The sequence below is a fragment of the Pseudomonas sp. SH10-3B genome (genome assembly GCF_019891415.1).
GTDB lineage: Bacteria > Pseudomonadota > Gammaproteobacteria > Pseudomonadales > Pseudomonadaceae > Aquipseudomonas.
In genome coordinates this window covers 75,506-100,078 of sequence record NZ_JAFLXD010000025.1, presented here as the reverse complement: position 1 = coordinate 100,078, position 24,573 = coordinate 75,506, and the positions used below count along the sequence as shown (strand labels likewise).

General features: G+C 61.3%; 24 protein-coding genes and 1 pseudogene. 11 read left to right on the top strand and 14 right to left on the bottom strand.

What is annotated here, in order from left to right:
- Nucleotides 1-173: 173 nt before the first annotated feature.
- Entirely contained in the window at nt 174-1,157 is a 984-nt protein-coding gene (locus J1G35_RS19105) for a hypothetical protein (protein WP_172681455.1), read from the bottom strand.
- 124 nt (nt 1,158-1,281) lie between these two features.
- On the opposite strand from J1G35_RS19105, the pseudogene J1G35_RS19100 reads away from it, so the two are divergent.
- The 4 genes and pseudogenes from J1G35_RS19100 to J1G35_RS19085 form a co-directional block, all read left to right on the top strand.
- A pseudogene (locus J1G35_RS19100) lies at nt 1,282-1,506 on the top strand (alpha-D-ribose 1-methylphosphonate 5-triphosphate diphosphatase); the annotation flags it as partial.
- Entirely contained in the window at nt 1,506-2,078 is a 573-nt protein-coding gene (gene phnN, locus J1G35_RS19095; RefSeq protein WP_223015728.1) for a phosphonate metabolism protein/1,5-bisphosphokinase (PRPP-forming) PhnN, read from the top strand. The pseudogene J1G35_RS19100 and the gene phnN, both read left to right, overlap by 1 nt.
- 366 nt (nt 2,079-2,444) lie before the next feature.
- The gene (locus J1G35_RS19090; protein WP_223015727.1) at nt 2,445-2,618 is read left to right on the top strand and encodes a type II toxin-antitoxin system HicA family toxin; all 174 of its coding nucleotides are present in this window, start codon (nt 2,445-2,447) and stop codon (nt 2,616-2,618) included.
- 11 nt (nt 2,619-2,629) lie between these two features.
- Complete coding sequence (locus J1G35_RS19085; protein WP_053130578.1) at nt 2,630-3,034, top strand: type II toxin-antitoxin system HicB family antitoxin; 405 nt, start codon at nt 2,630-2,632, stop codon at nt 3,032-3,034.
- Here J1G35_RS19085 and J1G35_RS19080 read toward each other — a convergent pair.
- Complete coding sequence (locus tag J1G35_RS19080) at nt 3,031-4,227, bottom strand: MFS transporter (protein ID WP_223015726.1); 1,197 nt, start codon at nt 4,225-4,227, stop codon at nt 3,031-3,033. The genes J1G35_RS19085 and J1G35_RS19080 overlap by 4 nt on opposite strands.
- A gap of 141 nt (nt 4,228-4,368) precedes the next feature.
- Here J1G35_RS19080 and J1G35_RS19075 point away from each other — a divergent pair, with 141 nt between their 5' ends.
- Nucleotides 4,369-4,983, top strand: coding sequence for a DUF5666 domain-containing protein (locus J1G35_RS19075; protein WP_053130572.1), 615 nt, complete (start codon nt 4,369-4,371; stop codon nt 4,981-4,983).
- Between the two features lie 78 nt (nt 4,984-5,061).
- Here J1G35_RS19075 and J1G35_RS19070 read toward each other — a convergent pair whose 3' ends face one another.
- The 8 genes from J1G35_RS19070 to gcl all read right to left on the bottom strand — a co-directional run bounded on the left by J1G35_RS19070 (nt 5,062) and on the right by gcl (nt 14,297).
- Nucleotides 5,062-6,066, bottom strand: coding sequence for a sulfate ABC transporter substrate-binding protein (locus J1G35_RS19070; RefSeq protein WP_053130569.1), 1,005 nt, complete (start codon nt 6,064-6,066; stop codon nt 5,062-5,064).
- 96 nt (nt 6,067-6,162) lie between these two features.
- Entirely contained in the window at nt 6,163-6,987 is an 825-nt protein-coding gene (locus J1G35_RS19065; RefSeq protein ID WP_053130565.1) for an ion transporter, read from the bottom strand.
- A gap of 31 nt (nt 6,988-7,018) precedes the next feature.
- Nucleotides 7,019-7,894, bottom strand: a complete 876-nt coding sequence (locus J1G35_RS19060; protein WP_223015725.1) for an urea transporter — start codon at nt 7,892-7,894, stop codon at nt 7,019-7,021.
- Between the two features lie 138 nt (nt 7,895-8,032).
- Nucleotides 8,033-9,448, bottom strand: a complete 1,416-nt coding sequence (gene pyk, locus J1G35_RS19055; protein WP_223015724.1) for a pyruvate kinase — start codon at nt 9,446-9,448, stop codon at nt 8,033-8,035.
- On the bottom strand, nt 9,438-10,718 hold the full coding sequence (locus J1G35_RS19050) for a glycerate kinase (protein ID WP_223015723.1): 1,281 nt from the start codon (nt 10,716-10,718) through the stop codon (nt 9,438-9,440). The genes pyk and J1G35_RS19050 overlap by 11 nt, the downstream gene beginning before the upstream one ends.
- A 54-nt stretch (nt 10,719-10,772) precedes the next feature.
- Nucleotides 10,773-11,663 carry a 2-hydroxy-3-oxopropionate reductase gene (locus tag J1G35_RS19045; protein WP_223015722.1) on the bottom strand — a complete coding sequence of 297 codons (891 nt, stop codon included), beginning with the start codon at nt 11,661-11,663 and terminating at the stop codon, nt 10,773-10,775.
- A gap of 65 nt (nt 11,664-11,728) precedes the next feature.
- The gene (gene hyi, locus J1G35_RS19040; RefSeq protein WP_053130553.1) at nt 11,729-12,511 is read right to left on the bottom strand and encodes a hydroxypyruvate isomerase; all 783 of its coding nucleotides are present in this window, start codon (nt 12,509-12,511) and stop codon (nt 11,729-11,731) included.
- Nucleotides 12,512-12,521: 10 nt separating this feature from the next.
- Complete coding sequence (gene gcl / locus J1G35_RS19035) at nt 12,522-14,297, bottom strand: glyoxylate carboligase (RefSeq protein WP_223015721.1); 1,776 nt, start codon at nt 14,295-14,297, stop codon at nt 12,522-12,524.
- A 256-nt stretch (nt 14,298-14,553) separates the two neighbouring features.
- Between gcl and J1G35_RS19030 the strand changes: the two genes are divergently transcribed.
- A complete protein-coding gene (locus J1G35_RS19030) occupies nt 14,554-14,994 on the top strand; it encodes a heme-binding protein (RefSeq protein ID WP_053130547.1) in 441 nt (146 codons plus the stop codon).
- Nucleotides 14,995-15,113: 119 nt separating this feature from the next.
- Here J1G35_RS19030 and J1G35_RS19025 read toward each other — a convergent pair whose 3' ends face one another.
- Nucleotides 15,114-15,719, bottom strand: coding sequence for a TetR/AcrR family transcriptional regulator (locus J1G35_RS19025; protein WP_223015729.1), 606 nt, complete (start codon nt 15,717-15,719; stop codon nt 15,114-15,116).
- 135 nt (nt 15,720-15,854) lie between these two features.
- Here J1G35_RS19025 and J1G35_RS19020 point away from each other — a divergent pair, with 135 nt between their 5' ends.
- Nucleotides 15,855-16,769 carry a DUF808 domain-containing protein gene (locus J1G35_RS19020; protein WP_223015720.1) on the top strand — a complete coding sequence of 305 codons (915 nt, stop codon included), beginning with the start codon at nt 15,855-15,857 and terminating at the stop codon, nt 16,767-16,769.
- A 55-nt stretch (nt 16,770-16,824) separates the two neighbouring features.
- On the opposite strand, the gene J1G35_RS19015 is transcribed toward J1G35_RS19020, so the two are convergent.
- Nucleotides 16,825-17,613: a VacJ family lipoprotein gene (locus J1G35_RS19015; RefSeq protein ID WP_053130537.1), complete on the bottom strand. Its 789-nt coding sequence runs from the start codon at nt 17,611-17,613 to the stop codon at nt 16,825-16,827.
- Nucleotides 17,606-18,904 carry a serine/threonine protein kinase gene (locus tag J1G35_RS19010; RefSeq protein ID WP_053130534.1) on the bottom strand — a complete coding sequence of 433 codons (1,299 nt, stop codon included), beginning with the start codon at nt 18,902-18,904 and terminating at the stop codon, nt 17,606-17,608. Before J1G35_RS19010 ends, J1G35_RS19015 begins: the two co-directional genes overlap by 8 nt.
- Before the next feature lie 236 nt (nt 18,905-19,140).
- Here J1G35_RS19010 and J1G35_RS19005 point away from each other — a divergent pair, with 236 nt between their 5' ends.
- Complete coding sequence (locus tag J1G35_RS19005) at nt 19,141-19,509, top strand: hypothetical protein (protein ID WP_053130531.1); 369 nt, start codon at nt 19,141-19,143, stop codon at nt 19,507-19,509.
- 81 nt (nt 19,510-19,590) lie between these two features.
- On the opposite strand, the gene J1G35_RS19000 is transcribed toward J1G35_RS19005, so the two are convergent.
- Entirely contained in the window at nt 19,591-21,144 is a 1,554-nt protein-coding gene (locus J1G35_RS19000) for a glycosyl hydrolase family 17 protein (protein ID WP_223015719.1), read from the bottom strand.
- A gap of 332 nt (nt 21,145-21,476) precedes the next feature.
- Between J1G35_RS19000 and J1G35_RS18995 the strand changes: the two genes are divergently transcribed.
- From J1G35_RS18995 to J1G35_RS18985, 3 genes are all read left to right on the top strand, one after another.
- Nucleotides 21,477-22,328, top strand: coding sequence for a glycine betaine ABC transporter substrate-binding protein (locus tag J1G35_RS18995; protein WP_053130525.1), 852 nt, complete (start codon nt 21,477-21,479; stop codon nt 22,326-22,328).
- Between the two features lie 265 nt (nt 22,329-22,593).
- Nucleotides 22,594-22,905, top strand: a complete 312-nt coding sequence (locus J1G35_RS18990; protein WP_024074297.1) for a DUF485 domain-containing protein — start codon at nt 22,594-22,596, stop codon at nt 22,903-22,905.
- Complete coding sequence (locus tag J1G35_RS18985) at nt 22,902-24,560, top strand: cation acetate symporter (protein ID WP_053130522.1); 1,659 nt, start codon at nt 22,902-22,904, stop codon at nt 24,558-24,560. The genes J1G35_RS18990 and J1G35_RS18985 overlap by 4 nt, the downstream gene beginning before the upstream one ends.
- Nucleotides 24,561-24,573: the final 13 nt, after the last annotated feature.

Sequence of the window (24,573 nt, the reverse complement as noted above, 5' to 3'; positions counted from 1 at the left end):
TCACAGCTACAACGACTATCGGTCGCCAATTGCGGAGGAAAGGTTGGCGGCGTGAACCTTAATCGGTGTCCAAGATTACTTGACCAGATCAAGCCCCCTCCCACAGTGGATCTGCGCGGCACCAACAACTACGCAATCTCAATCATCTGAACAATCGCCCCCGGCGCCTCTGCTTATATGTTCATCAATTTCGCCGCGATAGCATTCCACCCCGCCGGCTCTTGGATCATGGCTAAATAATCATGACCGGCGAAGAACTGCCCCTGGAGCGTATGTTTCGCCATGATCTCTTTGATGATCAAGGTGGCAGGACCCAAGCCGGTATTGCCGGTCCGGGCGTTGAGTGCCTGGCTTCGCAGCTGGGTGGTGATCGCCGCGCCGAGCTGCATCTTTCTTTGTTCAAGCTGCTTGATCTGATCGGTTCGGGACAAGCCGGCGAGGCTGGCTTGGGGCATATCTGCGGCACTGGGGTTCTGTTCAAGAAAGGCCGCCCAGTGCAACTCCATGGCCGCCACCTTGCACAGGGCAGCGTATCGGTCGCTGACCATGAGCCGGGCCAGTTCGAGTTGGAAGCTGACCATAATGAGCGGGATTTTCCCGACCAGGCCGATGCCCGTAAATGATAGCAAGGTCGAGGTGGTCGACACGGCCATCTCTGTGCCTCGAAAGGCGAGCTTCTTGAGCTTGACCTCAATGGCCAGTTGCAGCCATTTGATCGCGTCGCTGACTTGCTCGTCGCCGGCAGCGAAGGGTTGATAAGCCGCCAGCAATTTGGACAGCTGGCGCAGATGTATCGCGGTCGAGGCCGTGGCCGATGCATGCCTGACCGCATAGAACGGCATGGGAACAGGCGATATGGACGGACTCAGCGCCGGCACTGTCACCCCGGTTGCGCCAACCCCCAGGCCCTTCAATTTACGGTGTGCAAGCATCCTTTGGGTTTTCGGCGAGGGGCCGCAGTTTCCGTTTTTGACAAAGTAAGGGTTGAGTTTCAACCCGCTTTGTTCGCAGACCTTCATGTAACTCCTGGCCAGGCTGATCACTGACATGGCCGAGTGCAAGCCGGCCAGCCCGGAGAGCAGGGCAAAGAATACGTCCTCCTTGGATTGTTCTGTTCGAGCGGTGTCATGTACTTGCGCGGCTATCGAGTCAGGCACTTTTTCGTCTCCGTTGCGGGGAGAGGGATCGGGAGTAATACCCTAGGTACGTGCTTTACTACTGGCTGTAGGATTGTTCGGGTAGGCAACCCCCAGACGCCTATCAATCTTTCACAACACCCTCACCACGCATCAAGCCTTGTGCAGCTGCCAGGCGCTGAACATGAACGTGTTGATGGGCGCGTCGAACGGGGTGCGTGGTGGCCCGCACTCCGGTAATGTGGCCGCCGTCCGCATACTGGCTGATCGCGGTGAGATCGCCATGGGGCTGCGCGCGGTACAGGCCCGCAGCTGCGACGGGCTTCCTGTGATGCAACACGTCTGGCGACAGGCGAAGAAGGTGTTTTGATGGTGGGCAGGTTGATCTATCTCATCGGGCCATCGGGTTCGGGCAAGGACAGCCTGTTGGACGCCGCACGCCCGCGTTTGGCCGAGCGCGGTTGCCGCATTGTGCGCCGCGTCATCACGCGCTCGGCGGAAGCGGTGGGCGAAGCGGCCCAGGGCGTGAGCCCGGAGCAATTCGCGGTGATGCAGGCCGACGGTGCGTTTGCCCTCAGTTGGCAGGCCAACGGCTTGTCGTATGGCATTCCCAAGGTCATCGACGAATGGTTGGCGGCAGGGGAGGACGTACTGGTCAACGGCTCCCGCGCGCACCTGGCGCAGACCCGCGCGCGCTACCCGGACGTGTTGGTGCTGTTGCTGACGGTGGATCAAGCCGTCTTGCGCCAGCGGTTAATCGCGCGAGGCCGTGAGTCTTTGGCGGATATTGAGGAGCGGCTGGCGCGCAATGCACGGTTCACCGCCGAACTGATCGCCGGCAATGGATCGGGGCTTTTCGTGCTGGATAACTCCGGCCCACTGGAACACACGGTCGAACGCCTGCTGTGTTGCTTGGGCCAGGGGCGCTCGGCGTTCGCCTGACCTTGCTCGGCACCGGTGATGCGCGGCCTGTGCCCCGTCACCGTGTGGGATAACCGCGTGATTTAACGGTTCAACAGCTGCTCCACAAACGCCCGCGCCTTGGCACTGGCCAGGCGCCTGGTGGGGAATGTCGCGCGGCAATTCCCAATCGGTGAGTACCGTCTTGACCCCGCCGCTGGCCAGCTCCTACGCAAACATCCGGGTGGCCCCAAGGGTAATGCCCGGGGAGGGTCATCCATCGGCGGTTTTCAACGTGGCGCAAAACAACCGCCAGTCAGGCTGACTCATTCTGTGCTTGAGTAAAGATAACTCTAGGGTTACTTTTATTCAGGCCAAGCCAAGGAGGCAGGGGGGCAAGGCAGGCTATTGATCAAGGAGCTGCAAGAGGCGGGTTGGGTGCTGGATCGGGTCACCGGCAGTCATCATATTTTTACCCACCGCTATAACCCTTACACGATACCGGTGCCGCATCCGAATAAGGATCTGCCCTTGGGCACCATCAGAAGCATCAGGAAACGCGCTGGGCTGTTTCAGTTTTAAGGAGAGCATTCATGCAATACCCAATCTGTATCGAATGGGGCGATGACTTTACCGCCACCGGTATCCAGATCCCCGATATTCCAGGCGCCGTCACTGCCGGGGACAGTTTCGAAGAGGCTTACAACGCCGCCGTGGAAGTCGCGCACATCCTGCTGCAGGAGATCGCCGCAGAGGGTGGGGTGATTCCGATGCCAACGTCGGTGGCCAATCATCACGCCCACGAAGACTATGCGGGGATGGGTTGGGGCATGCTGGAGCTGGACATCTCCCCCTATCTGGGCAAGACCGAGAAGGTCAATGTGACCTTGCCCGGCTATGTCATCCAGCGCATCGACCGGTATGTGCGCGAGCACAAGGTCAAAAGCCGCTCGTCATTTCTGGCGGATGCGGCTTTGGAGAAGTTGGTGCGTTCTTAAGCGGTGGCGACAGCCGTTTGCCGCGACGCACTGAGGAACCGCAACAACGCCACCAGCGGGAACGCACTGCCCACCAGCATCACGCCCAGCCAGCCGCCGTGTTCGTACACGCTGCTGGCAATCGCCGAGCCGAACGCGCCGCCGATGAAGATGCTGGTCATGTACAGCGCGTTCAACCGGCTGCGGCTGTTGGCGTCGAGGGCGTAGATGGCGCGTTGGCCGAGGACCATGTTCATCTGCACGCAGAAGTCCAGGACCACGCCAGTCACCGCCAGGCCGATGACGCTGTACAGCGGGTGCACGAAGGCTGGCAGGAAGCTCAATACCGCAAAGACCATGGCCAGCAGCGACGCGCGGTGGGTGTGGCCGGCATCGGCCAGGCGGCCGGCGATGGGGGCGGCAATGGCGCCGATGGCACCGACCAGGGCGAAGATTGCGATCTGGGTCTGGCTCAGGCCGTGGTTGCGCACCAGTTCCAGCGGCGCGGCGGTCCAGAACAGGCTGAACGTGGCGAACATGCAACCTTGGTAAAACGCGCGTTGGCGCAGCAGCGGTTGTTCACGCAGCAGGGTGCCCAGGGAGCGCAACAGCTGGCCGTAGCTGGCGCTGTGGTCGGGTTGGCGCTTAGGGATGGTCAGCATCAGCACCACGCTGATCAGCGCCATCAATGCGGCGGCGGCCATGAACATCGCGCGCCAGCCAAAATGGTCCGCCACCAGGCTGGACACTGGCCGCGCCAGCAGGATACCCAGCAACAGGCCACCCATGATGCTGCCGACGACCCGGCCCCGGGACTCGGCAGGCGCCAGGTGCGCGGCCAGCGGGATCAGGATCTGTACCGACACCGAACTGAAGCCGATCAGCAACGACACCAGCAGGAACAGGTTCGGTTGTTCGGTAAAGGCCGCGCCCAGCAGGCTGGCAATCGCCACCACGGTCGTGATGATCATCAGCTTGCGGTTTTCCAGCAGGTCACCCAAAGGCACCAGGAAGAACAGGCCGAGGGCATAGCCGATCTGCGTCAGCGACACGATCAGGCTAGCCATGGCCGGTGTGAGGCCGATGTCCGGTGCGATCAGTTCGATGATCGGCTGGGCGTAGTAGATGTTGGCGACGATGGCGCCGCAGCAAAACGCAAACAGCATCACCATCCCGCGGGTCATGGTGCTTGTAGCGTGTGGGGTAGCATTCATGGTGTTCTCATAAAAGCGAAGGAAGATGGCGAGCGAGAGTAAACACTAGACTCAACGGCGAGTAGGCCGCTTGCGGTGATATCACTTATGCCGGCTGATGATACATTCAGACACAACTGCCGAAACGGGAAATCCGATCACATGAAAATCACGTTGAACAAGATGCTCCTGGCTTCAAGTCTCGCTGCCGCGATGGCCATAGGGTTGGCGAATGCCGCCGATGGCCCGCGTGTGGGGGTACGCGGCGCAATCACCGCGATGGACGGTGATGCGATGCAGGTCAAGGTCAACAGCGGTGAAGACGTCACCGTGCACCTGACCAAGGACACCCAGGTGCGCGCCGTTACCCTGGCCAAGATCGATGAAATCAAACCTGGCAGCTACATCGGCTCGGCCGCCATGCCCAACGCCGACGGCACCTTGACGGCGTTGGAAGTGCATGTGTTCCCACCGGCCATGGCCGGCACGGGCGACGGGCATCGGGCGTTTGACCTGAAGGAAGGCAGCAGCATGACCAACGGCACCGTCGGCGACCTGGTGGTCAGCAAAGGGCGGACGTTGACCGTGAAATACAAAGGCGGCGAACAGAAGATCGTGGTGCCGGAGGATGTGCCGATCGTCAACCTGGAACCGGGAGACCGCAGCTTGCTCAAGCCGGGGGTGAAGGTGGTGTTGTTTGCGGCGCAGGGGGCGGATGGGAAAATCACTGCCCAAGCCATCTCAGCCGGCAAGGACGGCGTGACACCGCCGATGTAACTGCAACATACAGATCTAAATGTGGGAAGGGGCTTGCCCCCTCCCACATGTTGACCGAGTTCATTCAGTCAGGTCGGGTTACTGGCCGCTGTAGATCTGGTCGAAAACGCCACCATCATTGAAGTGGGTTTTCTGCACGGTGCGCCAGTCACCAAAGGTCTTCTCCACCGACAGGAAGTCGACTTTCGGGAAGCGGTCGGTGTACTTGGCCAGCACCTTCGGATCACGTGGGCGCAGGTAGTTGTTGGCGGCGATTTCCTGGCCTTCAGGCGACCACAGGTACTTCAGGTAGTCCTCAGCCGCGACGCGGGTGCCTTTCTTCTCGACCACTTTGTCCACCACCGACACCGGCGGCTCGGCTTCGGCGGAGACGCTTGGGTAGATCACTTCAAACTGATCACGGCCGAATTCACGCGCGATCATTTCCGCTTCGTTCTCGAAGGTCACCAGCACGTCGCCGATCTGGTTGGTCATGAACGTGGTGGTGGCGGCACGACCACCGGTGTCCAGCACTGGCGCCTGTTTGAACAGCTTGCCGACAAACGCCTTGGCCTTGTCTTCATCGCCGCCGTTCTTGAGCACATAACCCCAGGCCGACAGGTAGGTGTAGCGGCCGTTACCCGAGGTTTTCGGGTTGGGCACGATCACTTGCACGCCATCCTTGAGCAGATCCGGCCAGTCTTTCAGGGCTTTAGGGTTGCCCTTGCGCACGATGAATACGGTGGCCGAGGTGAACGGCGCGCTGTTGTTCGGCAGGCGGGTGACCCAGTTGTCCGGCACCAGTTTGCCGTTGTCGACCAGGGCGTTGATGTCGGTGGCCATGTTCATGGTGATCACGTCAGCCGGCAGGCCGTCGATCACCGAGCGCGCTTGTTTGCTGGAACCGCCGAAGGACATCTGCAGGGTCAGTTTGTCGTTCGGGTGCTCGGCCTCCCAGTGCTTCTGGAAGGCGGCGTTGTAGTCCTTGTAGAAGTCGCGCATCACGTCGTAGGAGACGTTGAGCAGAGTGACCGGGGCGGCCTGGACGGCGCCCGCCAGGGCAAGGCCGGCGGCCAGGAGAGAGGCGCTTACGAGTTTTTTCACTGCTCATTCCTTGTTGTTCGGGAGAAGAGGGGAGGCACATTGCCAGCGACTATAGTCGGGGGCACTTAGTCGCTTAAAGATTAAAAAGAACTTTGCTTATTCCACTTTCTTAAAAAGAGCGCTGCCACAGCGCGAACAGAACGCCGCGTTGGGCTCGTGGCTGTTTTTCCTGCACACCGGGCAGTCGTGTTGCAGTTGTTCACCGCGCATGGCGCTGGCCAGTTCGGCAGTAAAAATCCCCGTGGGCACGGCAATGATCGAGTAACCGGTGATCATCACCAGCGACGAAATCACCTGGCCCAACGGCGTCTTGGGCACGATATCGCCAAAGCCCACGGTGGTCAGCGTCACGATCGCCCAATAGATGCCCTTGGGGATACTGGTGAAGCCGTGCTCCGGCCCTTCGATCACATACATCAAGGTGCCGAACACCGTCACCAGGGTGCACACGCTCACCAGGAACACCACGATCTTCTGCTTGCTGCCGCGCAGCGCCGCCATCAGGTAGTTGGCCTGCTTGAGGTACGGGCTGAGCTTGAGCACGCGGAAAATCCGCAGCATGCGGATGATGCGGATGATCAGCAGGTACTGCGCGTCGCTGTAATACAGCGCAAGGATGCCGGGCACGATGGCGAGCAAATCCACCAACCCGTAAAAGCTGAAGGCGTAGCGCAGCGGTTTGGGCGAGCAGTACAGGCGCAACCCGTACTCGATCAGGAAGATCAGCGTGAAGCCCCATTCAATGTAGGCCAGCACATCGGCGTAGTTCTGGTGGATCTGGTCGATGCTGTCGAGCATCACGATCACCAGGCTGGCGAGGATGATCAACAGCAGGATGCCGTCAAAGCGTCGCCCGGCGACGGTGTCGCTCTGAAAAACCATGACGTAGAGCCGCTGACGCCAATCGTTGTTGCTGTCCATAAAGCCCGCCTGAATCGAATATCGAGCAAGCCTAGGGGGATTCGAAGGGGCTGTCCATGCGCGGTTTCCTGAGTATTCGGGCGCCGGCGCGTACCAGCCAGCAGGCGAGGATAAACGGCGCGGTCAGTGCAGGCAGATGCAGGGCGGCAAAGCCTGGAGTGAGGAAGATCGCCAGGAGGATGCCCAGCAGCGGCAGCCACGGTTGGCGCCGTGCCTGGCTCAGCGCCAGGGCCGCGAGAGCCGGGTTGTAGCTGTGCAGGCCGAGGAGGGCGGCGGTGGTTTCGTCGAGCAGCAAGGCAATCAGTACGCCACTGCCGGCGCCGATCACGGCCCAGACTGCGGCGCGGCGGTTCGCCAACCACAGGCCGAGGGCAATCAGCGCGCCCGCCAGCGGCTGGTTCAGCAGCATGATTTGCGCCAGGCCGCTGAATGGCGCGCCGAGCACCGCCAGGGTGTCAGGCTCGCCCAGGGCCGAGGCACTGTGCGGGACAGTGCTCAGCAGCAGCCAGCCCAGGCCGACAAAGGGCGCGGTGTAGGCAGGCAAGTCATCAGGTTGGCTGGCGTGTTTCAACCACTGCCGCGTAAGCATTGCACTCAAGCCACCGCACGCCAGGATCAGCGGCGGCAACAACGCCGACCAGGCGAAATGCTGGCTGATCAACAGGCCCAGCAATACGCCGTTGTAGCTATAGAGACCCGCCTGGCGCTCGGCCTTGGGATAGCCGCGCCGCTGGGCCGTGAGCAACCCGGCGACACCCCCCAGCAGCGCCCCGCCAAGCAAGGCAGGGGCGCTGACCAGGATCGCCAACAGGCACAGCAGACCGCACAGCGGATGGCGTTGCAGGAAGATCTGGCTGAAGCCGTTGAGCAGGGCTTCGGCCCAGTCGGGGCAGGTTGGGTTGTGCATGTTTAGTGAGTCAGTGGGGCCGAGTTGTCTCCATCGGGGTGTAGCCCCCTCCCACACTTGATTGGGTTCACATAGTTGGATGTGTGAATGCAGTCCAATGTGGGAGGGGGCTTGCCCCCGATGGGGCCTCTACAGGCGCTAGATCAGCGTCTCTATACGCAAGGAGTTGGTCGACCCCAACTGCCCGAACGGCACCCCGGCGGTAATCACCAACGTATCCCCGCGCTGCGCCATGCCTTGGGCCTGGGCAATCTCCAGCGCGGTGGAACACACCTCATCCACCTGCCTCAGTCGATCATTGACGACCGAATGCACGCCCCACGCCACGCTTAAGCGGCGTGCCGTGGACAGGTTTGGCGTGAGGTTGAGGATCGGCGCCACCGGCCGCTCCCGCGCCGCGCGCAGGCTGGAGCTGCCCGACTCGCTGTAGTTCACCAGCACCGCCACCGGCAGGATGCTGCTGATGCGCCGGATCGCGCAGCTGATGGCGTCCGACACCGTGGCATCGGCCTTGGGCCGGCTGACGTCGAGTTGGGTCTGGTAGTCCGGGCCGTTTTCCACCTGGCGGATGATCTTGCTCATCATCTGCACGGCTTCCAGTGGATACTCGCCCGACGCGGTCTCCGCCGACAGCATCACCGCATCCGCGCCTTCGGCCACGGCATTGGCGACATCCGTCACTTCCGCGCGGGTCGGCGCCGGCGAGAAGCGCATGGACTCCAGCATCTGCGTCGCCACCACCACCGGTTTGCCCAACTGGCGGCAGGTGCTGATGATGTCTTTCTGGATTTGCGGCACGCTCTCGGCCGGCACTTCCACGCCCAGGTCGCCTCTGGCAACCATGATCGCGTCGCTCAGCTCGGCGATTTCCCGCAGGCGTTGTACCGCCGAAGGCTTCTCGATCTTGGCCATCAGGAACGCCTTGTCGCCGATCAGCTCGCGGGCCTCGCGGATGTCTTCCGGGCGCTGCACAAACGACAGCGCCACCCAGTCCACGCCCAGCTCCAGGCCGAAGCTCAGGTCGCGGCGGTCCTTGGCGGTGAGCGGGCTGAGTTCCAGCAGGGCTTGTGGGACGTTGACGCCTTTGCGGTCGGACAACTCGCCGCCATTCAGTACGGTGGTGTCGATGGCATCGGCATGCCGGGTGATCACGCGCAGGCGCAGTTTGCCGTCGTCGAGCAGCAGGTCCATGCCCGGTTCAAGGGCGGCGATGATTTCCGGGTGAGGCAGGTTGACCCGGCGCTGGTCGCCCGGCGTCGGGTCCAGGTCCAGGCGCAGGGCCTGACCACGCACCAGTTGCACCTTGCCCTCGGCAAACGTTCCGACGCGCAGCTTCGGCCCTTGCAGGTCCATGAGAATGCCCAGCGGGTAATTGAGCTGGCGCTCCACTTGGCGAATCCAGTGGTAGCGCTGGGCGTGATCGGCATGCGCGCCGTGGCTGAAGTTGAGGCGGAAGATATTCACCCCGGCTTGCACCAGCTCGCGGATGTCATCGATACCGTCGGTGGCCGGGCCCAGGGTGGCGAGGATCTTGACCTTCTTGTCAGGCGTCATGGTTGGCAGTCTCAAGGATCAGGATGGCGCGCAAGTCATTGACGTTGGTGCGGGTCGGCCCGGTAACGATCAAGCCGTCGAGCGCGGCGAAGTAGCCGTAGCCGTTGTTGTTATCCAACTCGTCGCTGGCCGACAGGCCCAGGGCTTCGGCACGCGTATAGCTGCTCGGCGTCATGATCGCGCCGGCGTTGTCTTCCGAACCGTCGATGCCGTCGGTGTCGCCGGCCAGGGCGTACACGCCGGGCAGGCCTTTGAGGCTGTCGGTCAGGCTCAACAGGAATTCGGCGTTGCGCCCGCCACGGCCGTTGCCGCGCACGGTGACGGTGGTTTCACCCCCCGAGAGGATCACGCACGGCGCCGCCAGCGGCTGGCCGTGCTGCACGATTTGCCGTGCGATGCCGGCGTGCACTTTGGCCACGTCCCGTGCTTCGCCTTCCAGGTCGCCGAGGATCAGCGGGCTGAAACCGGCCTGGCGGACTTTCACCGCGACCGCTTCCAGGGATTGCTGCGGGCGTGCGATCAACTGGAAGTGGCTGCGGGCGAGTACCGGGTCGCCGGGCTTGACGGTTTCCGAGGCCGGGTTCTGCAACCAGCTGCGCACGGACGCCGGGGCATCGATGCCGTAGCGCTTGAGGATTGCCAGAGCCTGTTGCGAAGTGCTCGGGTCGCCGACCGTGGGGCCGGAGGCGATGACCGTGGCCTGGTCGCCCGGCACATCGGAAATCGCGTAGGTGTAGACCGTCGCCGGCCAGGCCGCCTTGGCCAGCCGACCGCCTTTGATCGCCGAGAGGTGCTTGCGTACGCAATTCATCTCGCCAATGGTGGCGCCGGATTTGAGCAGGGCTTTGTTGATGGCCTGCTTGTCGGCCAGGCTGATGCCTTCGGCAGGCAGTGCCAGGAGTGCCGAGCCGCCGCCGGAGAGCAGGAAGATCACGCGGTCGTCTTCGCCCAGGTTGCTGATCAATTCCAGCACGCGCTTGGCCACTGCAAGGCCGGCGGCATCGGGCACCGGGTGGGCGGCTTCGACCACTTCGATTTTCTGGCAAGGGGCGCCGTGGCCGTAGCGGGTGACCACCAGGCCCGAGACTTCGCCCTGCCAGCTTTTCTCGACGACCAGCGCCATGGCGGCTGCCGCCTTGCCCGCGCCGATCACGATCACACGGCCGCTGCGGTCGGCGGGCAGGTAGGGTTCAAGGACGTGCCGGGGGTGGGCGGCGTCGATGGCTGTGGCAAACAGCTCGCGAAGCAGGTGTTGCGGATCGACCGACATAAGCGGGCTCCCGGGTATTTTTGTTATTAGAGGTGCAGCCATTTCAAAGGGGGGTTATTTATCTCGAATCGAGAAGTTCGCCATATGCTCCAACCCCTTGATCAACGCCGAGTGGTCCCAATTCCCGCCGCCAATCGCCGCGCACGTGCTGAATACCTGCTGGGTGCCGGCGGTGTTCGGCAGGTTGATCCCTAGCTCCTTGGCACCGGCCAGGGCCAGGTTGAGGTCCTTCTGGTGCAGGTTGATGCGAAAGCCCGGATCGAAGGTGCCCTTGATCATGCGTTCGCCATGCACTTCGAGGATCTTCGACGAGGCAAAGCCGCCCATCAGCGCTTCACGCACCTTGGCCGGGTCGGCGCCGTTCTTGGCGGCGAACAGCAGCGCTTCGGCCACTGCCTGGATATTCAGCGCGACGATGATCTGGTTAGCCACTTTGGCGGTCTGGCCGTCGCCATTGCCGCCCACCAGGGTGATGTTCTTGCCCATGCTCTGGAACAGCGGCAGCGCACGTTCGAAGGTCTGCGGCTCGCCACCGACCATGATGCTCAAGGTCCCGGCCTTGGCGCCGACTTCGCCGCCGGACACCGGTGCATCCAGGTACTGCGCGCCGGTCTCATTGATCCTGGCGGCAAACGCTTTGGTGGCGGTGGGGGAGATCGAGCTCATGTCGATCACTACCTTGTTGGGCGACAGGCCCGCCGCTACACCGTCGGCGCGAAACAGCACGTCGTCGACCTGCGGCGTGTCGGGAACCATGACGATAATGAACTCGGCTTCCTGGGCGACGTGCTGCGGGTTGGCCAAGGCGACTGCGCCGGCGCTGATCAGCTCGGCCGGTGCCTTGCCGTGGTGCTCGGAAAGAAACAGTTGATGACCGGCTTTCTGCAGGTTCGCGGCCATGGGTTGGCCCATGATGCCGGTGCCGATAAATCCGATTTTAGCCATGATGAAATCCTCTTCTTATATGGGAGTGGGCAAGCCCCCTCCCACAGGGTTTTGTGTGGTGTCGGTCAGATAGCATTGTGGGTTTTAAGCCAGCCCAAACCCGCTTCAGTGGTGGTCAACGGCTTGTACTCACAGCCGACCCAACCCTGGTAACCGATGCGGTCCAGATGTTCGAACAGGAAGCGGTAGTTGATCTCCCCCGTTCCCGGCTCATTGCGCCCAGGGTTGTCCGCCAGCTGGATGTGGTTGATCTCCCCCAGGTGCGCGGCCATGGTCCGGGCCAGATCGCCTTCCATGATTTGCATGTGGTAGATGTCGTACTGCAGGAACAGGTTGTCACTGCCCACCTGTTCGCGAATCGACAGGGCCTGGGCGGTGTTGTTGAGGTAGAAGCCCGGAATGTCGCGGGTGTTGATCATTTCCATGACCAGCTTGATGCCTACTGCTTGCAGCTTGTCGGCGGCGTACTTGAGGTTGGCGACAAAGGTCTTTTCCACGGTTTCATCATCCACACCCTGCGGCCGAATCCCCGCCAGGCAGTTGATCTGGGTATTGCCCAGCACCTGGGCGTAGGCGATGGCCAGCGTGACCCCAGCACGGAATTCCTCGACCCGGTCCGGGTGGCACGCCAGGCCGCGTTCGCCCTTGGCCCAGTCACCAGCCGGCAGGTTGAACAGCACCTGGGTCAGGCCGTGGGCGTCGAGCTGGGCCTTGATGTCAGCCGAGCTGAATTCGTAGGGGAACAGGTACTCGACACCCTGGAAACCGGCATCGGCAGCGGCTTTGAAGCGAGCGAGAAAGTCCTGCTCGGTAAACAGCATGGACAGGTTGGCGGCAAAGCGCGGCATAGGGTTCTCCTTAATCGAGCAGGGAAATGGCAGTCGGTGCATCGTTGCCGACCAGGGCCAAGTCTTCGAATTCGTTGACGGCGTTGATTTCGGTGCCCATGGAAATATTGGTCACGCGCTCCAGAATGATCTCGACGATCACCGGCACCTTGAACTCGTCGATCATTTGTTCGGCCTTGCGCAACGCCGGCGCGATCTGTCCCGGTTCGAACACGCGCAGGGCCTTGCAACCCAGGCCTTCTGCAACTGCGACGTGGTCGACGCCATAACCGTTCAGCTCCGGCGCGTTGAGGTTGTCGAAAGACAACTGCACGCAGTAGTCCATTTCAAACCCGCGCTGGGCCTGGCGGATCAGTCCCAGGTAGGAGTTGTTCACCACTACATGGATGTACGGCAGCTTGAACTGCGCGCCCACGGCCAGCTCTTCGATCATGAACTGGAAGTCATAGTCGCCGGACAGCGCCACCACCTTGCGGCTCGGGTCGGCCTTGACCACGCCCAGCGCCGCAGGAATGGTCCAGCCCAACGGACCGGCCTGGCCGCAGTTGATCCAGTGGCGTGGCTTGTACACATGCAGGAATTGCGCGCCGGCAATCTGCGACAGGCCGATGGTGCTGACGTAGCAGGTGTCTTTGCCGAACACCTGGTTCATCTCTTCGTAGACCCGTTGCGGCTTGACCGGCACGTTGTCGAAGTGGGTCTTGCGGTGCAGGGTCGCCTTGCGCTGCTGGCAGTCATGCAGCCAGGCGCTGCGGTCCTTGAGCTTGCCGGCGGCTTTCCACTCGCGGGCCACTTCAATGAACATCGTCAGCGCGGAGCCGGCGTCGGACACGATGCCCAGGTCCGGGGTGAATACGCGGCCAATCTGCGTCGGTTCGATGTCGACGTGAATGAATTTACGGCCTTCGGTGTACACCTCCACTGAACCGGTGTGGCGGTTGGCCCAACGGTTACCGATCCCCAGCACCACGTCGGACTTGAGCAGCGTCGCGTTACCGTAGCGGTGGGAGGTTTGCAGGCCGACCATGCCCACCATCTGTGGGTGATCGTCGGGAATGGTGCCCCAGCCCATCAGCGTCGGGATCACCGGGATGCCGGTCAGTTCGGCGAACTCCACCAGCAGCTCGCTGGCGTCGGCGTTGATCACACCGCCACCGCTCACCAGCAACGGGCGTTCAGCCTGATCCAGCAGGGCCAGGGCCTTTTCGACCTGGATGCGCGTGGCCAATGGCTTGGCCAGTGGCAGCGGCTGGTAGGCGTCGATGTCGAATTCGATCTCGGCCATCTGCACGTCGAACGGCAAGTCGATCAGCACCGGGCCAGGGCGGCCGGAGCGCATTTCATAGAAGGCTTTCTGGAACGCGTACGGCACTTGGCCCGGTTCGAGGACGGTGGTCGCCCACTTGGTCACCGGCTTGACGATGCTGGTGATGTCCACGGCCTGGAAGTCTTCCTTGTGCATGCGGGCCCGTGGCGCCTGGCCGGTGATGCACAGGATCGGGATCGAGTCCGCCGAGGCGCTGTAGAGGCCGGTGACCATGTCGGTGCCCGCCGGGCCCGAGGTGCCGATGCACACGCCGATATTGCCGGCCTTGGTGCGGGTGTAACCCTCGGCCATGTGCGAGGCGCCTTCAACGTGGCGAGCAAGGACGTGATCGATGCCACCCACCTTCTGCAAGGCCGAGTACAGCGGGTTGATCGCAGCGCCTGGGATACCGAAGGCGGTGTCCACGCCTTCACGGCGCATGACCAGGACGGCGGCTTCGATTGCTCTCATTTTGCTCATGATTTTGGTGCCTCTTGCGTTTTGTAATTGTATACAAGTGGTGTCTGGCCAAAGTGTATTCACGGCGGACGGCGCAGGTCAATCCATTTTATTGATTGGCCTTTGCGTTGGTCGGAACGGCTTTTTTCGACGTATGGAGCCTTTGTGCGAAAATATTGTATACAAAATTAAATGTCATTGTGTTCTATTTGTTTGATCGGGCATCTGATCAAACAGACCTCCACCGCTTTCCCAATAACAAAAGAAGGACGGCACCATGAGCGCTTTAACCTTGAAGATTGCCACCCAACTGGCCAGCCAGGCCCTCAGCGCCGGCCGCACGATTTCAGCCGCGCCGCTGACCATCGCGGTCCTCGACAGCGGCGGCCACTTGATCACCCTGCAGCGCGAAGACGGCGCCAGCCTGCTGCGCCCGCAGATCGCCATCGGCAAGGCCTGGGGCGCGATTGCGCTGGGCAAGGGCTCGCGCCTGCTGGCACTGGACGCACAGCAACGGCCGGCGTTTATCGCGGCGTTGAACAGCCTGGGGCAGGGCAGCGTGGTGCCGGCACCGGGTGGGGTGTTGATTCGGGATCAGGCCGGGGTGGTACTGGGGGCAATCGGGATCAGCGGGGACACGTCGGATATCGATGAGCAGTGTGCGATCACGGCGATCGAGGGGATGGGGTTGATGGCGGATGCGGGGGTGTCAGCTTAAGTCGTGTGTGACTGGAAGGGCCTCATCGGGAGCAAGCCCCCTCCCACACTGTTGACCGTGTTCGCAGTTCAAAATGTGGGAGGGGGCTTGCTCCCGATCGGCACAGGCACCTCGGTGCATCAGTCCGGCGCACAGCCCTTGAGCACCAACCGAATAATCGTCTGCGCCGCCGCTTCATAATCGGCGTCATCCAGCTTGGCTTTGCCGGTCACCGCCGAAATCTGCCAGTCGAAATCCGCATACGTCTGCGTCGCCGCCCAGATGCTGAACATCAGGTGATTAGGGTCGATAGCTGCAATCAACCCGCGATCCACCCAGCTCTGGATGCAGTCGATATTGTGCTTGGCCTGGGCGTTGAGTTGTTCGACCTGATCGGCGCTCAGGTGCGGCGCGCCGTGCATGATTTCGCTGGCGAACACCTTGGAGGCGAAGGGCAGGTCGCGGGAGATGCGGATTTTCGAGCGGATGTAATTGCTCAGCACCACCGAAGGTTCACCCTCGGGGTTGAACGGCGTGGACGCCGCCAGGATCGGCTCGATTATGCTTTCGAGCACCTCGCGGTAGAGGTTGTCCTTGGACTTGAAGTAGTAATAGACGTTGGGCTTGGGCAGCCCGGCCTTGGCGGCGATGTCGCTGGTTTTGGTCGCGGCGAAGCCCTTGTCGGCAAACTCCTCGCTCGCCGCCCGCAGGATCTTTTCTTTGTTGCGCTCGCGAATGGTGCTCATAAACCAGGGTTTTCCTTGCCAGTGCAGGCGGTCGGGCATGTTAGCACCGGCTATCCGCGAGCCTCAACAATGTGTCCGCAACGCCTTGCGCCGCGCTATGCTCGCGTCATCTTTTCTCTTACGGAAGTGCGTTTCATGGCAGGAAGCAGTTTGCTGATGTTGATCGACGACATCGCCACCGTCCTCGACGATGTCGCCCTGATGACCAAGATGGCCGCCAAGAAAACCGCCGGCGTGCTCGGCGATGACCTGGCGCTCAACGCCCAGCAGGTTTCCGGCGTGCGTGCCGAGCGGGAAATCCCGGTGGTGTGGGCCGTTGCCAAGGGGTCCTTCATCAACAAGTTGATCCTGGTGCCCACTGCGCTGTTGATCAGCGCCTTTGCCCCTTGGGCCGTCACACCGTTGTTGATGCTCGGTGGCGCCTACCTGTGTTTCGAAGGCTTCGAGAAGCTCGCGCATAAATTCCTGCACAGCAAGGCTGAAGTCCAGGCCGACCATGCGCAGCTGGTTGAAGCTGTGGCGAACCCGGCTACTGATCTGGTGGCCTTTGAAAAGGACAAGATCAAAGGCGCTATTCGTACCGACTTCATCCTCTCTGCGGAAATCATCGCCATCACCCTCGGCACCGTGGCCGATGCGCCGTTGATGCAGCAAGTGATTGTCCTGTCGGGCATCGCCATCGTCATGACCATCGGCGTCTACGGGCTGGTGGCTGGCATCGTCAAGCTGGATGACCTGGGCCTGTGGCTTACCCAGAAGCCTGGCCAGATGGCTCGCAGTATCGGTGGCGGGATCCTGCGGGCGGCGCCGTACATGATGAAGAGCCTGTCGGTGATCGGCACGGCGGCGATGTTCATGGTCGGCGGTGGCATCCTGACTCACGGCGTGCCGGCGGTGCATCACTGGATTGAATCGGTGAGCCAGAGCGCGGGTGCGGTGGCGTGGTTGATGCCGACCTTGCTCAATGCGGTAGCGGGGATTATTGCGGGGGCGCTGGTCTTGGCGCTGGTCAGTGGGGTGGGCAAGGCCTGGAAAGCACTGAAGGCTTAAATCGCCGGCACAAAAAAAGGCCATTCACTTGAATGGCCTTTTTTGTCGGCGGCGTTTACTCGGCGATCTGCAACTTGCGTGATTCCGTATAGATGTAGCGCACCTTTTCATACTCGAACGGCGAGTTCATCTGACCGTAGCGGAAGCTGGTCTGGTAGCGCTTGTCGACCGCGCGCAGGGCCCAGATTTCCGGGTGGTTGGAGCTGACTTCGGAGACGTTCAGGAAGTTGATCTGCGACTCGGCGGTGTAGTCCACCAGCAAGCCGCCGGTGTCGCGCAGGTTCGACGGGCCGAAGATCGGCAGCACCAGGTAGGCACCGCCGGGTACGCCGTAGAAGCCCAGGGTCTGGCCGAAGTCTTCGCTCTGGCGCGGCAGGCCCATGGCGGTCGCCGGGTCCCACAGGCCGGCGATGCCGACGGTGGTGTTGAGCAGCAGGCGTCCGGTGGTTTCCAGGGAGCGGTGGCCTTTGAGTTGCAGCAGGCTGTTCAACAGGTTGGGCACATCGCCCAGGTTGTTGAAGAAGTTGCTCACGCCGGTGCGCAGGAAGCTTGGGGTCACGTATTTGTAGCCGTCGACCACGGGCAGGTACACCCATTGGTCGAAGCGGTAGTTGAAGTGGTACACGCGGCGGTTCCACGACTCCAGCGGGTCATACACATTCAGCGCGTTGACTGACGAGCGCTCGAATTCACGCTGGTCCAGGCCGGGGTTGAACTTGAGCTTGCTCAGCGGCTCCTTGAAACCGTCGGAGTCCATCACCACGGGCGCGTGGGCCTTGCTGTTATCGGCATTGGCAACGCCTGCGCACATCAGGGCGGCAAGCAGCAAAAGATATTTAGCCACGGAAAAACTCCAGCATGGCGTCGGCGTTGACGCGGTAATTGAGGTTGCCGCAGTGGCCGCCCAGCGGGTAGACGGTCAAGCGATCGCCGAAGGTTTTACGCAGGAAACCGAGGTCGCCGGGGCCGAGGATCACGTCGTCGGCGTTGTGCATGACGGCGATTTTCGGGCTGGCGTGCAGGTAGTCCTTGAGGGCGTACAGGCTGACCTGGTCAACCAGTTGCAACAGGCTGCCGCCGTCGGAGCGGGCGCGCCACATCGGGATCACTTGTTCGGTGAGGTAGCAATCGAAGTCGCATTGCAGCGCACGCTTGAGGAACGGCGTAAGGCTGGTGCCTTCGGTGATCGGGTACTTCGGCGGGATGATCAGGCCACGGCGGTTGATCAGGTCCGAAGTAAAGGCGATGTCGGCCGCCGAGAAGCGGAACGAGGTGCCGATCAGCATGGCCATCTGTTCGTTGGTCAGGTGCTGCTTGGATTGCTGGAAGTCGTAGAGCAGGGCGTCGTTAAGGTCGATGTAGCCCTTTTGCTGGAAGTAACGGGTCAGCTTGTTCAACACCAGTTCATAGAACGTGGTGGTGTTGTTGATGCCCTTGACCTCGGTCTGCACCAGCTTGTCGAGGTTGGTGATCGAGGTGTAGAGGTTGACCGGCGGGTTGAGCAGCAGCACTTTCTTGAAGTTGAAGCTGCGGCGGGTCTCGTCGAGCTTGCTGACAAACGCCGCATCCAGCGCGCCGAGGCTGTAGCCGGTGAGGTAGAAGTCGGTCACCGGCAGCGAAGCATTCTGGGCACGCACGGCCTGCATCACGCGGTACATGTCTTCGGCGTCTTCCTGGCTGATACCGGGGGTGGCGAAGCGCGAAGCCGAGGCGATGAAGTCGAAGCTGGTGGGCGAGGACAGTTGCACCACATGGTAGCCGGCCTGGTAATACAGTTTTTTCAGGTATTCGTTGATGCTGCTGTCAAAGCGCGCACCGGTGCCCGCGATCAGGAAGATCAGCGGCGCGGCACGATCCTGCTTGGCGATGCGGTAAGTGAGTTTCTTCACCGCCCAGAAATTGTCCGGCAGGCTGAACTCGCGCTCGGGGCGCATGTTCAGGGTGTAGTCGGACTGGTTGATCTCGTCATCGGCCGGCAGTTTGGGCCGAAGGTCAGGCGGCGTAGTGGCGATGGTCGCTTCGAACGGGTTGGTCAAAGGGTAGCCATAGCTGGCTTGGTCGATATCGACGGCCAGTGCTGACGCACTCAAAAAAAGGCTGCCCAGCAGAGCAGCACAGCGCAAGGAACGGAGCATGACTTAATCCCTAAGAGGAAACGTGCTTAATGAAGTTCGCAGGCTATGACCACCGCGTTGCCACCGAAGTGCCAGCTCTCGGCACGAAAAGTCGGAAAATAACGTCAGAATCGGGGTGATAGCAGCGAGAAGATACACTTTGCCATGCATTAGTGAACACTAATTGTGTGTATGCACCTTGCTAACGGTGGCCGGGGCATTAAGCTGAGCGCCGTTTTTGCCTATCGGAGTGCTCCATGTCCCGCCGCTTGCCGTTGATTCTGCTGCTTATTGCCCTGCCGTTATGGCTGGCTGCCAGCTATGCCGCACGTTACGGTTTTATGGAAGACGGGCGGTGGGTCGGCATCTGCGTCGACGAGGCCAGCCGCTGGGAGTGTCAGGTGCGTTCGAACTTGGGCTTGATGATTCACTTCAAGGTGCTGGGCTGGGCCGCGCTGGTGACCTCGGTACTCGCGTTTTTCGTGCCGGGTCGTGCGGGCTGGGGCTTGGCGGTGCTGGGGCTGGTGTTCGGCTTTCCGGCACTGGCGTTGTACAACACCACCTTTGCGGTGTTTGCGGTGGTGATTGCGGGGTTGCGGTTGGTCAGGCAGCCGCGGGGCGCCTGATAAGGCCAATCGGGGGCAAGCCCCCTCCCACCTTTGGAATGCGTTCTCATGTGGGAGGGGTTCTACACCCCGATAGCGGTCTTAAGCCTTGCGCATCCGCAAGCACCGCCACAAAGCCACCACCATCAACCCACTGACCAGCGCCCAACCCCACGCCTGCTGGTTCAACAGGCCTTCGCGGTACAGCTGCGGCGCAATGCCGGCCCCGATGATGAAGGTCAACAGCGCAATCTCCCGGCGCGGCCCGGTCACCGGGCGAACCAGGTAGACCAAGGCCGGCAGCAGCAATGCCGCACTCGGGAAGCTGCGGTAGCGTGGGTCGAACACCAGTGCCAGCATCATTACTGCACCCGCAAACCCGGCGATTGCCACCAGCCAGCCTGCGCGTTGTTCCAGCCAGTTGAACAGCCGTTCGCGCCAGCCTTCACGGGCACTCAGGGCCAGGGCCGCGTGAGCCAGCACCAGCAGGTTCAACACCAGCAGTAAGCCTGCCCACACCCATTCATCGTTGAAACGCGCGGTCACGCGGGTCAGTTCAGCCCAGGTGCCGATGGAACAGGCCGCCACTGCACCCAGCAGCGGCAGGGCCATAGCGGCGCGAGTGCTGCGAACGCGGCCACCGAGCACCAGCGTGCCCAGCAGGATAATCCCGCCCACCCCGAGCCACAGCGGCCAGTACGGCACGTTGGTCACCGGTCCGGCGAGGATGCCCTTGTCCTGGCGATCGGCATCGAACAGGCCCCAGTAACCGCCCACGGCACCTTCGCTGGCGCGCTTCCACGGCTGGTCAAACGCTTCGATCAGGTTGTAGTGCCAGCCATTGGCTTCGGCCATGGCCACGAAACCGCGCATGAACTTGGCTTCATTGACCCGGCTCGGCACTGCGGTTTCACGCTGGCGGCCTTCGCTGGGCCAGCCGGTCTCGCCGATCAATATATCCTTGGGTGCGAATTTGTTGCCAAAAGTCTGGCGCACATCACCCACATGCTTGAGGGCCTGGTCGATGCCGGAGGGGTCATCTTCCCAGTACGGCAGCAGGTGGATGGTCAGGAAGTCTACCGCCGGGGCGATTTCCGGGTGCTGCAGCCAGAACTCCCAGACGTCGGCATAGGTGACCGGTTGCTTGATCTGGCTTTTGACTTTATGGATCAGCGTCACCAATTGCGTGGCCGTGACTTCCTTGCGCAGCAGGGCTTCGTTGCCGACGATCACCGAGGTGACCACATCGGGGTTGGCGTTAGCCGAGGCGATCAGTTGGTCGACCTCTTTTTCGGTTGCGACCGGGTCGCTGCTGACCCAGGCGCCCGCCATCACCTTCAGGCCGTGTTTGCGTGCCATGTCCGGCAAGGCTTCCAGGCCGATCATGGTGTAGGTGCGCACACACTCAAAGCGGGTGGCCAGCAAGGCCAGGTCGGCGTCCATGCGCTCGGGGCGCAGCTTGAGCGGCTGATCGAAGGGGGATTGGTCCTTGTCGAACGGTGTGTACGACGCACATTGCAGCTTGTGACTGGCACTGGCCACATCGGGCAGCACCACCGGGCGGCCGAGGCCATACCAGTAGCCGACAAGGGCCAGCAGGCCAAGGATCAGGGCGAAGCAATAGGGCAGGGCAGGGAAGCGGGCAGTTGCGGGCATGGTCGGCTTATCTGGGGGAGCAAAGGCGCGCATCTTACCCGGATTTGCGCTATCCCAGTGTGGCTGCATAATTTTGACATGCAAAGTTCGGGCGGGATTGTGGGGTTAATTCCTACAAAAAGTCCTACTGGCGATGTGATGTCGTTTCTTGCTTGCACAAGGTCGCTGACAGAGCAGGTCGAAGGACCCGGCAGGTTGATGATCGACGTGTCAGCACTCCACTGATGTCGCAGCAGCCGGATCGATGCGCGTGAAGGGGGCGCGGCGCACCACCTAACAACAGGTTGACGTCGCTCGACATCCGTCGGGCGCAGCACTTTCGGGGAAGTACGATGAAGATGCGACGACTCTTGGGCGCAGCTGCCACTCTGGTAGTTGCGATGAGCTCCACACTGGCCAGCGCCGACAGCAAAACCCTGAGCATCGGCTATGTAGATGGCTGGTCCGACAGCGTTGCCACCACGCACGTGGCGGCAGAGGTTATCAAGGCAAAGCTCGGTTATGACGTGAAACTGCAAGCGGTCGCCACCGGGATCATGTGGCAGGGCGTGGCCACCGGCAAGCTCGATGCCATGCTCTCCGCCTGGCTGCCGGTAACCCATGGCGAGTATTGGACCAAGAACAAGGACAAGGTGGTCGACTACGGCCCCAACTTCAAGGATGCGAAAATCGGCTTGATCGTGCCGGAGTACGTCAAGGCCAAGTCCATCGAAGACCTCAAGACCGACACCACCTTCAAGAACAAAATCGTCGGCATCGACGCCGGTTCAGGCGTGATGCTCAAGACCGACGAAGCCATCAAGCAGTACGGCCTCGACTACAAGCTGCAAGCCAGTTCGGGTGCGGCGATGATCGCCGAGCTGACCCGTGCCGAAGACAAACAGGAATCCATTGCGGTCACCGGCTGGGTGCCACACTGGATGTTCGCCAAGTGGAAACTGCGTTTCCTGGACGATCCAAAAGGGATTTATGGTGCTGCTGAAACCGTCAACAGCATCGGCAGCAAGGGCCTGGAGAAGAAAGCGCCGGAAGTCGCGGCCTTCCTGAAGAAGTTCCAGTGGGCCTCCAAGGACGAAATCGGCGAAGTCATGCTGGCTATCCAAGAAGGTGCCAAGCCTGATGCAGCGGCCAAGGACTGGGTCGCCAAGCACCCTGAGCGTGTAGCCGAGTGGACCGGTAAATAACCCCCCCCCAATGCCTTGATACAACCCCTGTGGGAGGGGGCTTGCTCCCGATTGCGGTGTGTCAGTCGTCAATGATCTGACGGGTTCACCGCTATCGGGAGCAAGCCCCCTCCCACATTATTTTCGTCACCCGCAAATGTTTCTGCGCCCTCCCAATCCCTCGCTACACTCCGTCTAATACTAAGGTCGTCTGGAACCTGTTCCGCAGCCGCATACAGTGGATACGTTCCAATAATAAAAAAGCTGTGCTGCGAGGATAAAAACAATGAACGACAGCATTTACCTCTCGATTCAAAACAGCCCGCGTTTCAAGGAGCTGGTGAGAAAAAGGGAAAGGTTCGCCTGGATTCTCTCGGCGATCATGCTAGGGCTGTACTCCGGCTTCATCCTGTTGATCGCCTACGGGCCACAAATACTGGGGGCCAAACTCAGCCCCGGCTCATCCATCACCTGGGGCATCCCCATCGGTGTCGGGCTGATTGTCTCGGCCTTTGTCCTCACCGGCATCTATGTGCGACGCGCCAACGGCGAATTCGACGACCTGAACAATGCGATTCTCAAGGAGGCTGCGCAATGATCCGTCGTCTATTGGCTGTATTCGGCGCTTCGGTCTTTGCACCCGCTGTTTGGGCGGCGGATGCATTGACCGGTGAAGTGCACAAACAACCGCTGAATATCGCAGCGATCCTGATGTTCGTGGCGTTTGTCGGCGCGACGTTGTGCATCACCTATTGGGCGTCCAAGCGCAACAAGTCGGCGGCCGACTATTATGCGGCCGGCGGCAAGATCACCGGTTTCCAGAATGGCCTGGCGATTGCCGGCGACTATATGTCGGCCGCGTCCTTCCTGGGTATTTCCGCGCTGGTGTTCACTTCTGGCTACGACGGCCTGATCTACTCGATTGGCTTCCTGGTGGGCTGGCCGATCATTCTGTTCCTGATCGCCGAGCGCCTGCGTAACCTGGGCAAGTACACCTTTGCCGACGTGGCGTCCTATCGCCTTGGGCAAACCCAGATCCGCAGCCTGTCGGCCTGTGGTTCTCTGGTGGTGGTGGCGTTCTACCTGATCGCGCAAATGGTGGGTGCGGGCAAGCTGATCCAGCTGCTGTTCGGCCTCGACTACCATGTGGCGGTGATCCTGGTCGGGATCCTGATGTGCATGTACGTGCTGTTCGGCGGCATGCTGGCGACCACTTGGGTGCAGATCATCAAGGCGGTGCTGTTGCTGTCCGGTGCCTCGTTCATGGCGCTGATGGTGATGAAGCACGTCAACTTCGATTTCAACATGCTGTTCTCCGAGGCGATCAAGGTTCACCCTAAAGGTGAGGCGATCATGAGCCCCGGCGGCCTGGTGAAAGATCCGATTTCCGCATTCTCCCTGGGCCTGGCACTGATGTTTGGTACCGCCGGCCTGCCGCACATCCTGATGCGCTTCTTCACTGTAAGTGACGCCAAGGAAGCGCGTAAGAGCGTGCTGTATGCCACTGGCTTCATCGGCTACTTCTACATCCTGACCTTTATCATCGGCTTCGGCGCGATCCTGCTGGTCAGCACCAACCCGGCGTTCAAGGATGCTGCAGGCGCCTTGCTCGGCGGTAACAACATGGCGGCGGTGCACCTGGCCAACGCGGTGGGCGGCAGTATCTTCCTGGGCTTCATCTCGGCTGTGGCCTTCGCCACCATCCTGGCAGTGGTTGCCGGTTTGACCCTGGCCGGTGCTTCGGCGGTGTCCCATGACCTGTACGCCAGCGTGATCAAGAAAGGCAAGGCCAACGAGAAGGATGAGATTCGCGTATCGAAGATCACCACTATCGCCCTGGCCGTGCTGGCGATTGGTCTGGGTATCCTGTTCGAAAGCCAGAACATTGCGTTCATGGTCGGCCTGGCGTTCTCGATTGCTGCCAGCTGTAACTTCCCGGTGTTGCTGCTTTCCATGTACTGGAAAAACCTCACCACCCGTGGCGCGATGATTGGCGGCTGGCTGGGCCTGATCAGTGCCGTGGGCCTGATGATCCTGGGTCCGACCATCTGGGTCTCGATCCTGCATCACGAAAAAGCCATCTTCCCGTACGAGTACCCGGCGCTGTTCTCGATGATCATCGCGTTCGTCGGCATCTGGTTCTTCTCCATCACCGACAAGTCGGCGGCGGCAGAGAAAGAGCGTGCGCTGTACTTCCCGCAGTTTGTGCGTTCGCAGACTGGCCTGGGGGCGAGTGGGGCGGTTAATCACTAAGGTTGTTGTTGTG

Excerpts from the sequence above, each read along its gene's own strand:
- phnN (WP_223015728.1), top strand. The coding sequence starts at position 1,506 with ATGGTGGGCAGGTTGATCTATCTCATCGGGCCATCGGGTTCGGGCAAG.
- J1G35_RS19085 (WP_053130578.1), top strand. The coding sequence starts at position 2,630 with ATGCAATACCCAATCTGTATCGAATGGGGCGATGACTTTACCGCCACC.
- J1G35_RS19080 (WP_223015726.1), bottom strand. The coding sequence starts at position 4,227 with ATGAATGCTACCCCACACGCTACAAGCACCATGACCCGCGGGATGGTG.
- J1G35_RS19075 (WP_053130572.1), top strand. The coding sequence starts at position 4,369 with ATGAAAATCACGTTGAACAAGATGCTCCTGGCTTCAAGTCTCGCTGCC.
- J1G35_RS19065 (WP_053130565.1), bottom strand. The coding sequence starts at position 6,987 with ATGGACAGCAACAACGATTGGCGTCAGCGGCTCTACGTCATGGTTTTT.
- J1G35_RS19060 (WP_223015725.1), bottom strand. The coding sequence starts at position 7,894 with ATGCACAACCCAACCTGCCCCGACTGGGCCGAAGCCCTGCTCAACGGC.
- pyk (WP_223015724.1), bottom strand. The coding sequence starts at position 9,448 with ATGACGCCTGACAAGAAGGTCAAGATCCTCGCCACCCTGGGCCCGGCC.
- J1G35_RS19050 (WP_223015723.1), bottom strand. The coding sequence starts at position 10,718 with ATGTCGGTCGATCCGCAACACCTGCTTCGCGAGCTGTTTGCCACAGCC.
- J1G35_RS19045 (WP_223015722.1), bottom strand. The coding sequence starts at position 11,663 with ATGGCTAAAATCGGATTTATCGGCACCGGCATCATGGGCCAACCCATG.
- hyi (WP_053130553.1), bottom strand. The coding sequence starts at position 12,511 with ATGCCGCGCTTTGCCGCCAACCTGTCCATGCTGTTTACCGAGCAGGAC.
- gcl (WP_223015721.1), bottom strand. The coding sequence starts at position 14,297 with ATGAGCAAAATGAGAGCAATCGAAGCCGCCGTCCTGGTCATGCGCCGT.
- J1G35_RS19030 (WP_053130547.1), top strand. The coding sequence starts at position 14,554 with ATGAGCGCTTTAACCTTGAAGATTGCCACCCAACTGGCCAGCCAGGCC.
- J1G35_RS19025 (WP_223015729.1), bottom strand. The coding sequence starts at position 15,719 with ATGAGCACCATTCGCGAGCGCAACAAAGAAAAGATCCTGCGGGCGGCG.
- J1G35_RS19020 (WP_223015720.1), top strand. The coding sequence starts at position 15,855 with ATGGCAGGAAGCAGTTTGCTGATGTTGATCGACGACATCGCCACCGTC.
- J1G35_RS19010 (WP_053130534.1), bottom strand. The coding sequence starts at position 18,904 with ATGCTCCGTTCCTTGCGCTGTGCTGCTCTGCTGGGCAGCCTTTTTTTG.
- J1G35_RS19005 (WP_053130531.1), top strand. The coding sequence starts at position 19,141 with ATGTCCCGCCGCTTGCCGTTGATTCTGCTGCTTATTGCCCTGCCGTTA.
- J1G35_RS19000 (WP_223015719.1), bottom strand. The coding sequence starts at position 21,144 with ATGCCCGCAACTGCCCGCTTCCCTGCCCTGCCCTATTGCTTCGCCCTG.
- J1G35_RS18995 (WP_053130525.1), top strand. The coding sequence starts at position 21,477 with ATGAAGATGCGACGACTCTTGGGCGCAGCTGCCACTCTGGTAGTTGCG.
- J1G35_RS18990 (WP_024074297.1), top strand. The coding sequence starts at position 22,594 with ATGAACGACAGCATTTACCTCTCGATTCAAAACAGCCCGCGTTTCAAG.
- J1G35_RS18985 (WP_053130522.1), top strand. The coding sequence starts at position 22,902 with ATGATCCGTCGTCTATTGGCTGTATTCGGCGCTTCGGTCTTTGCACCC.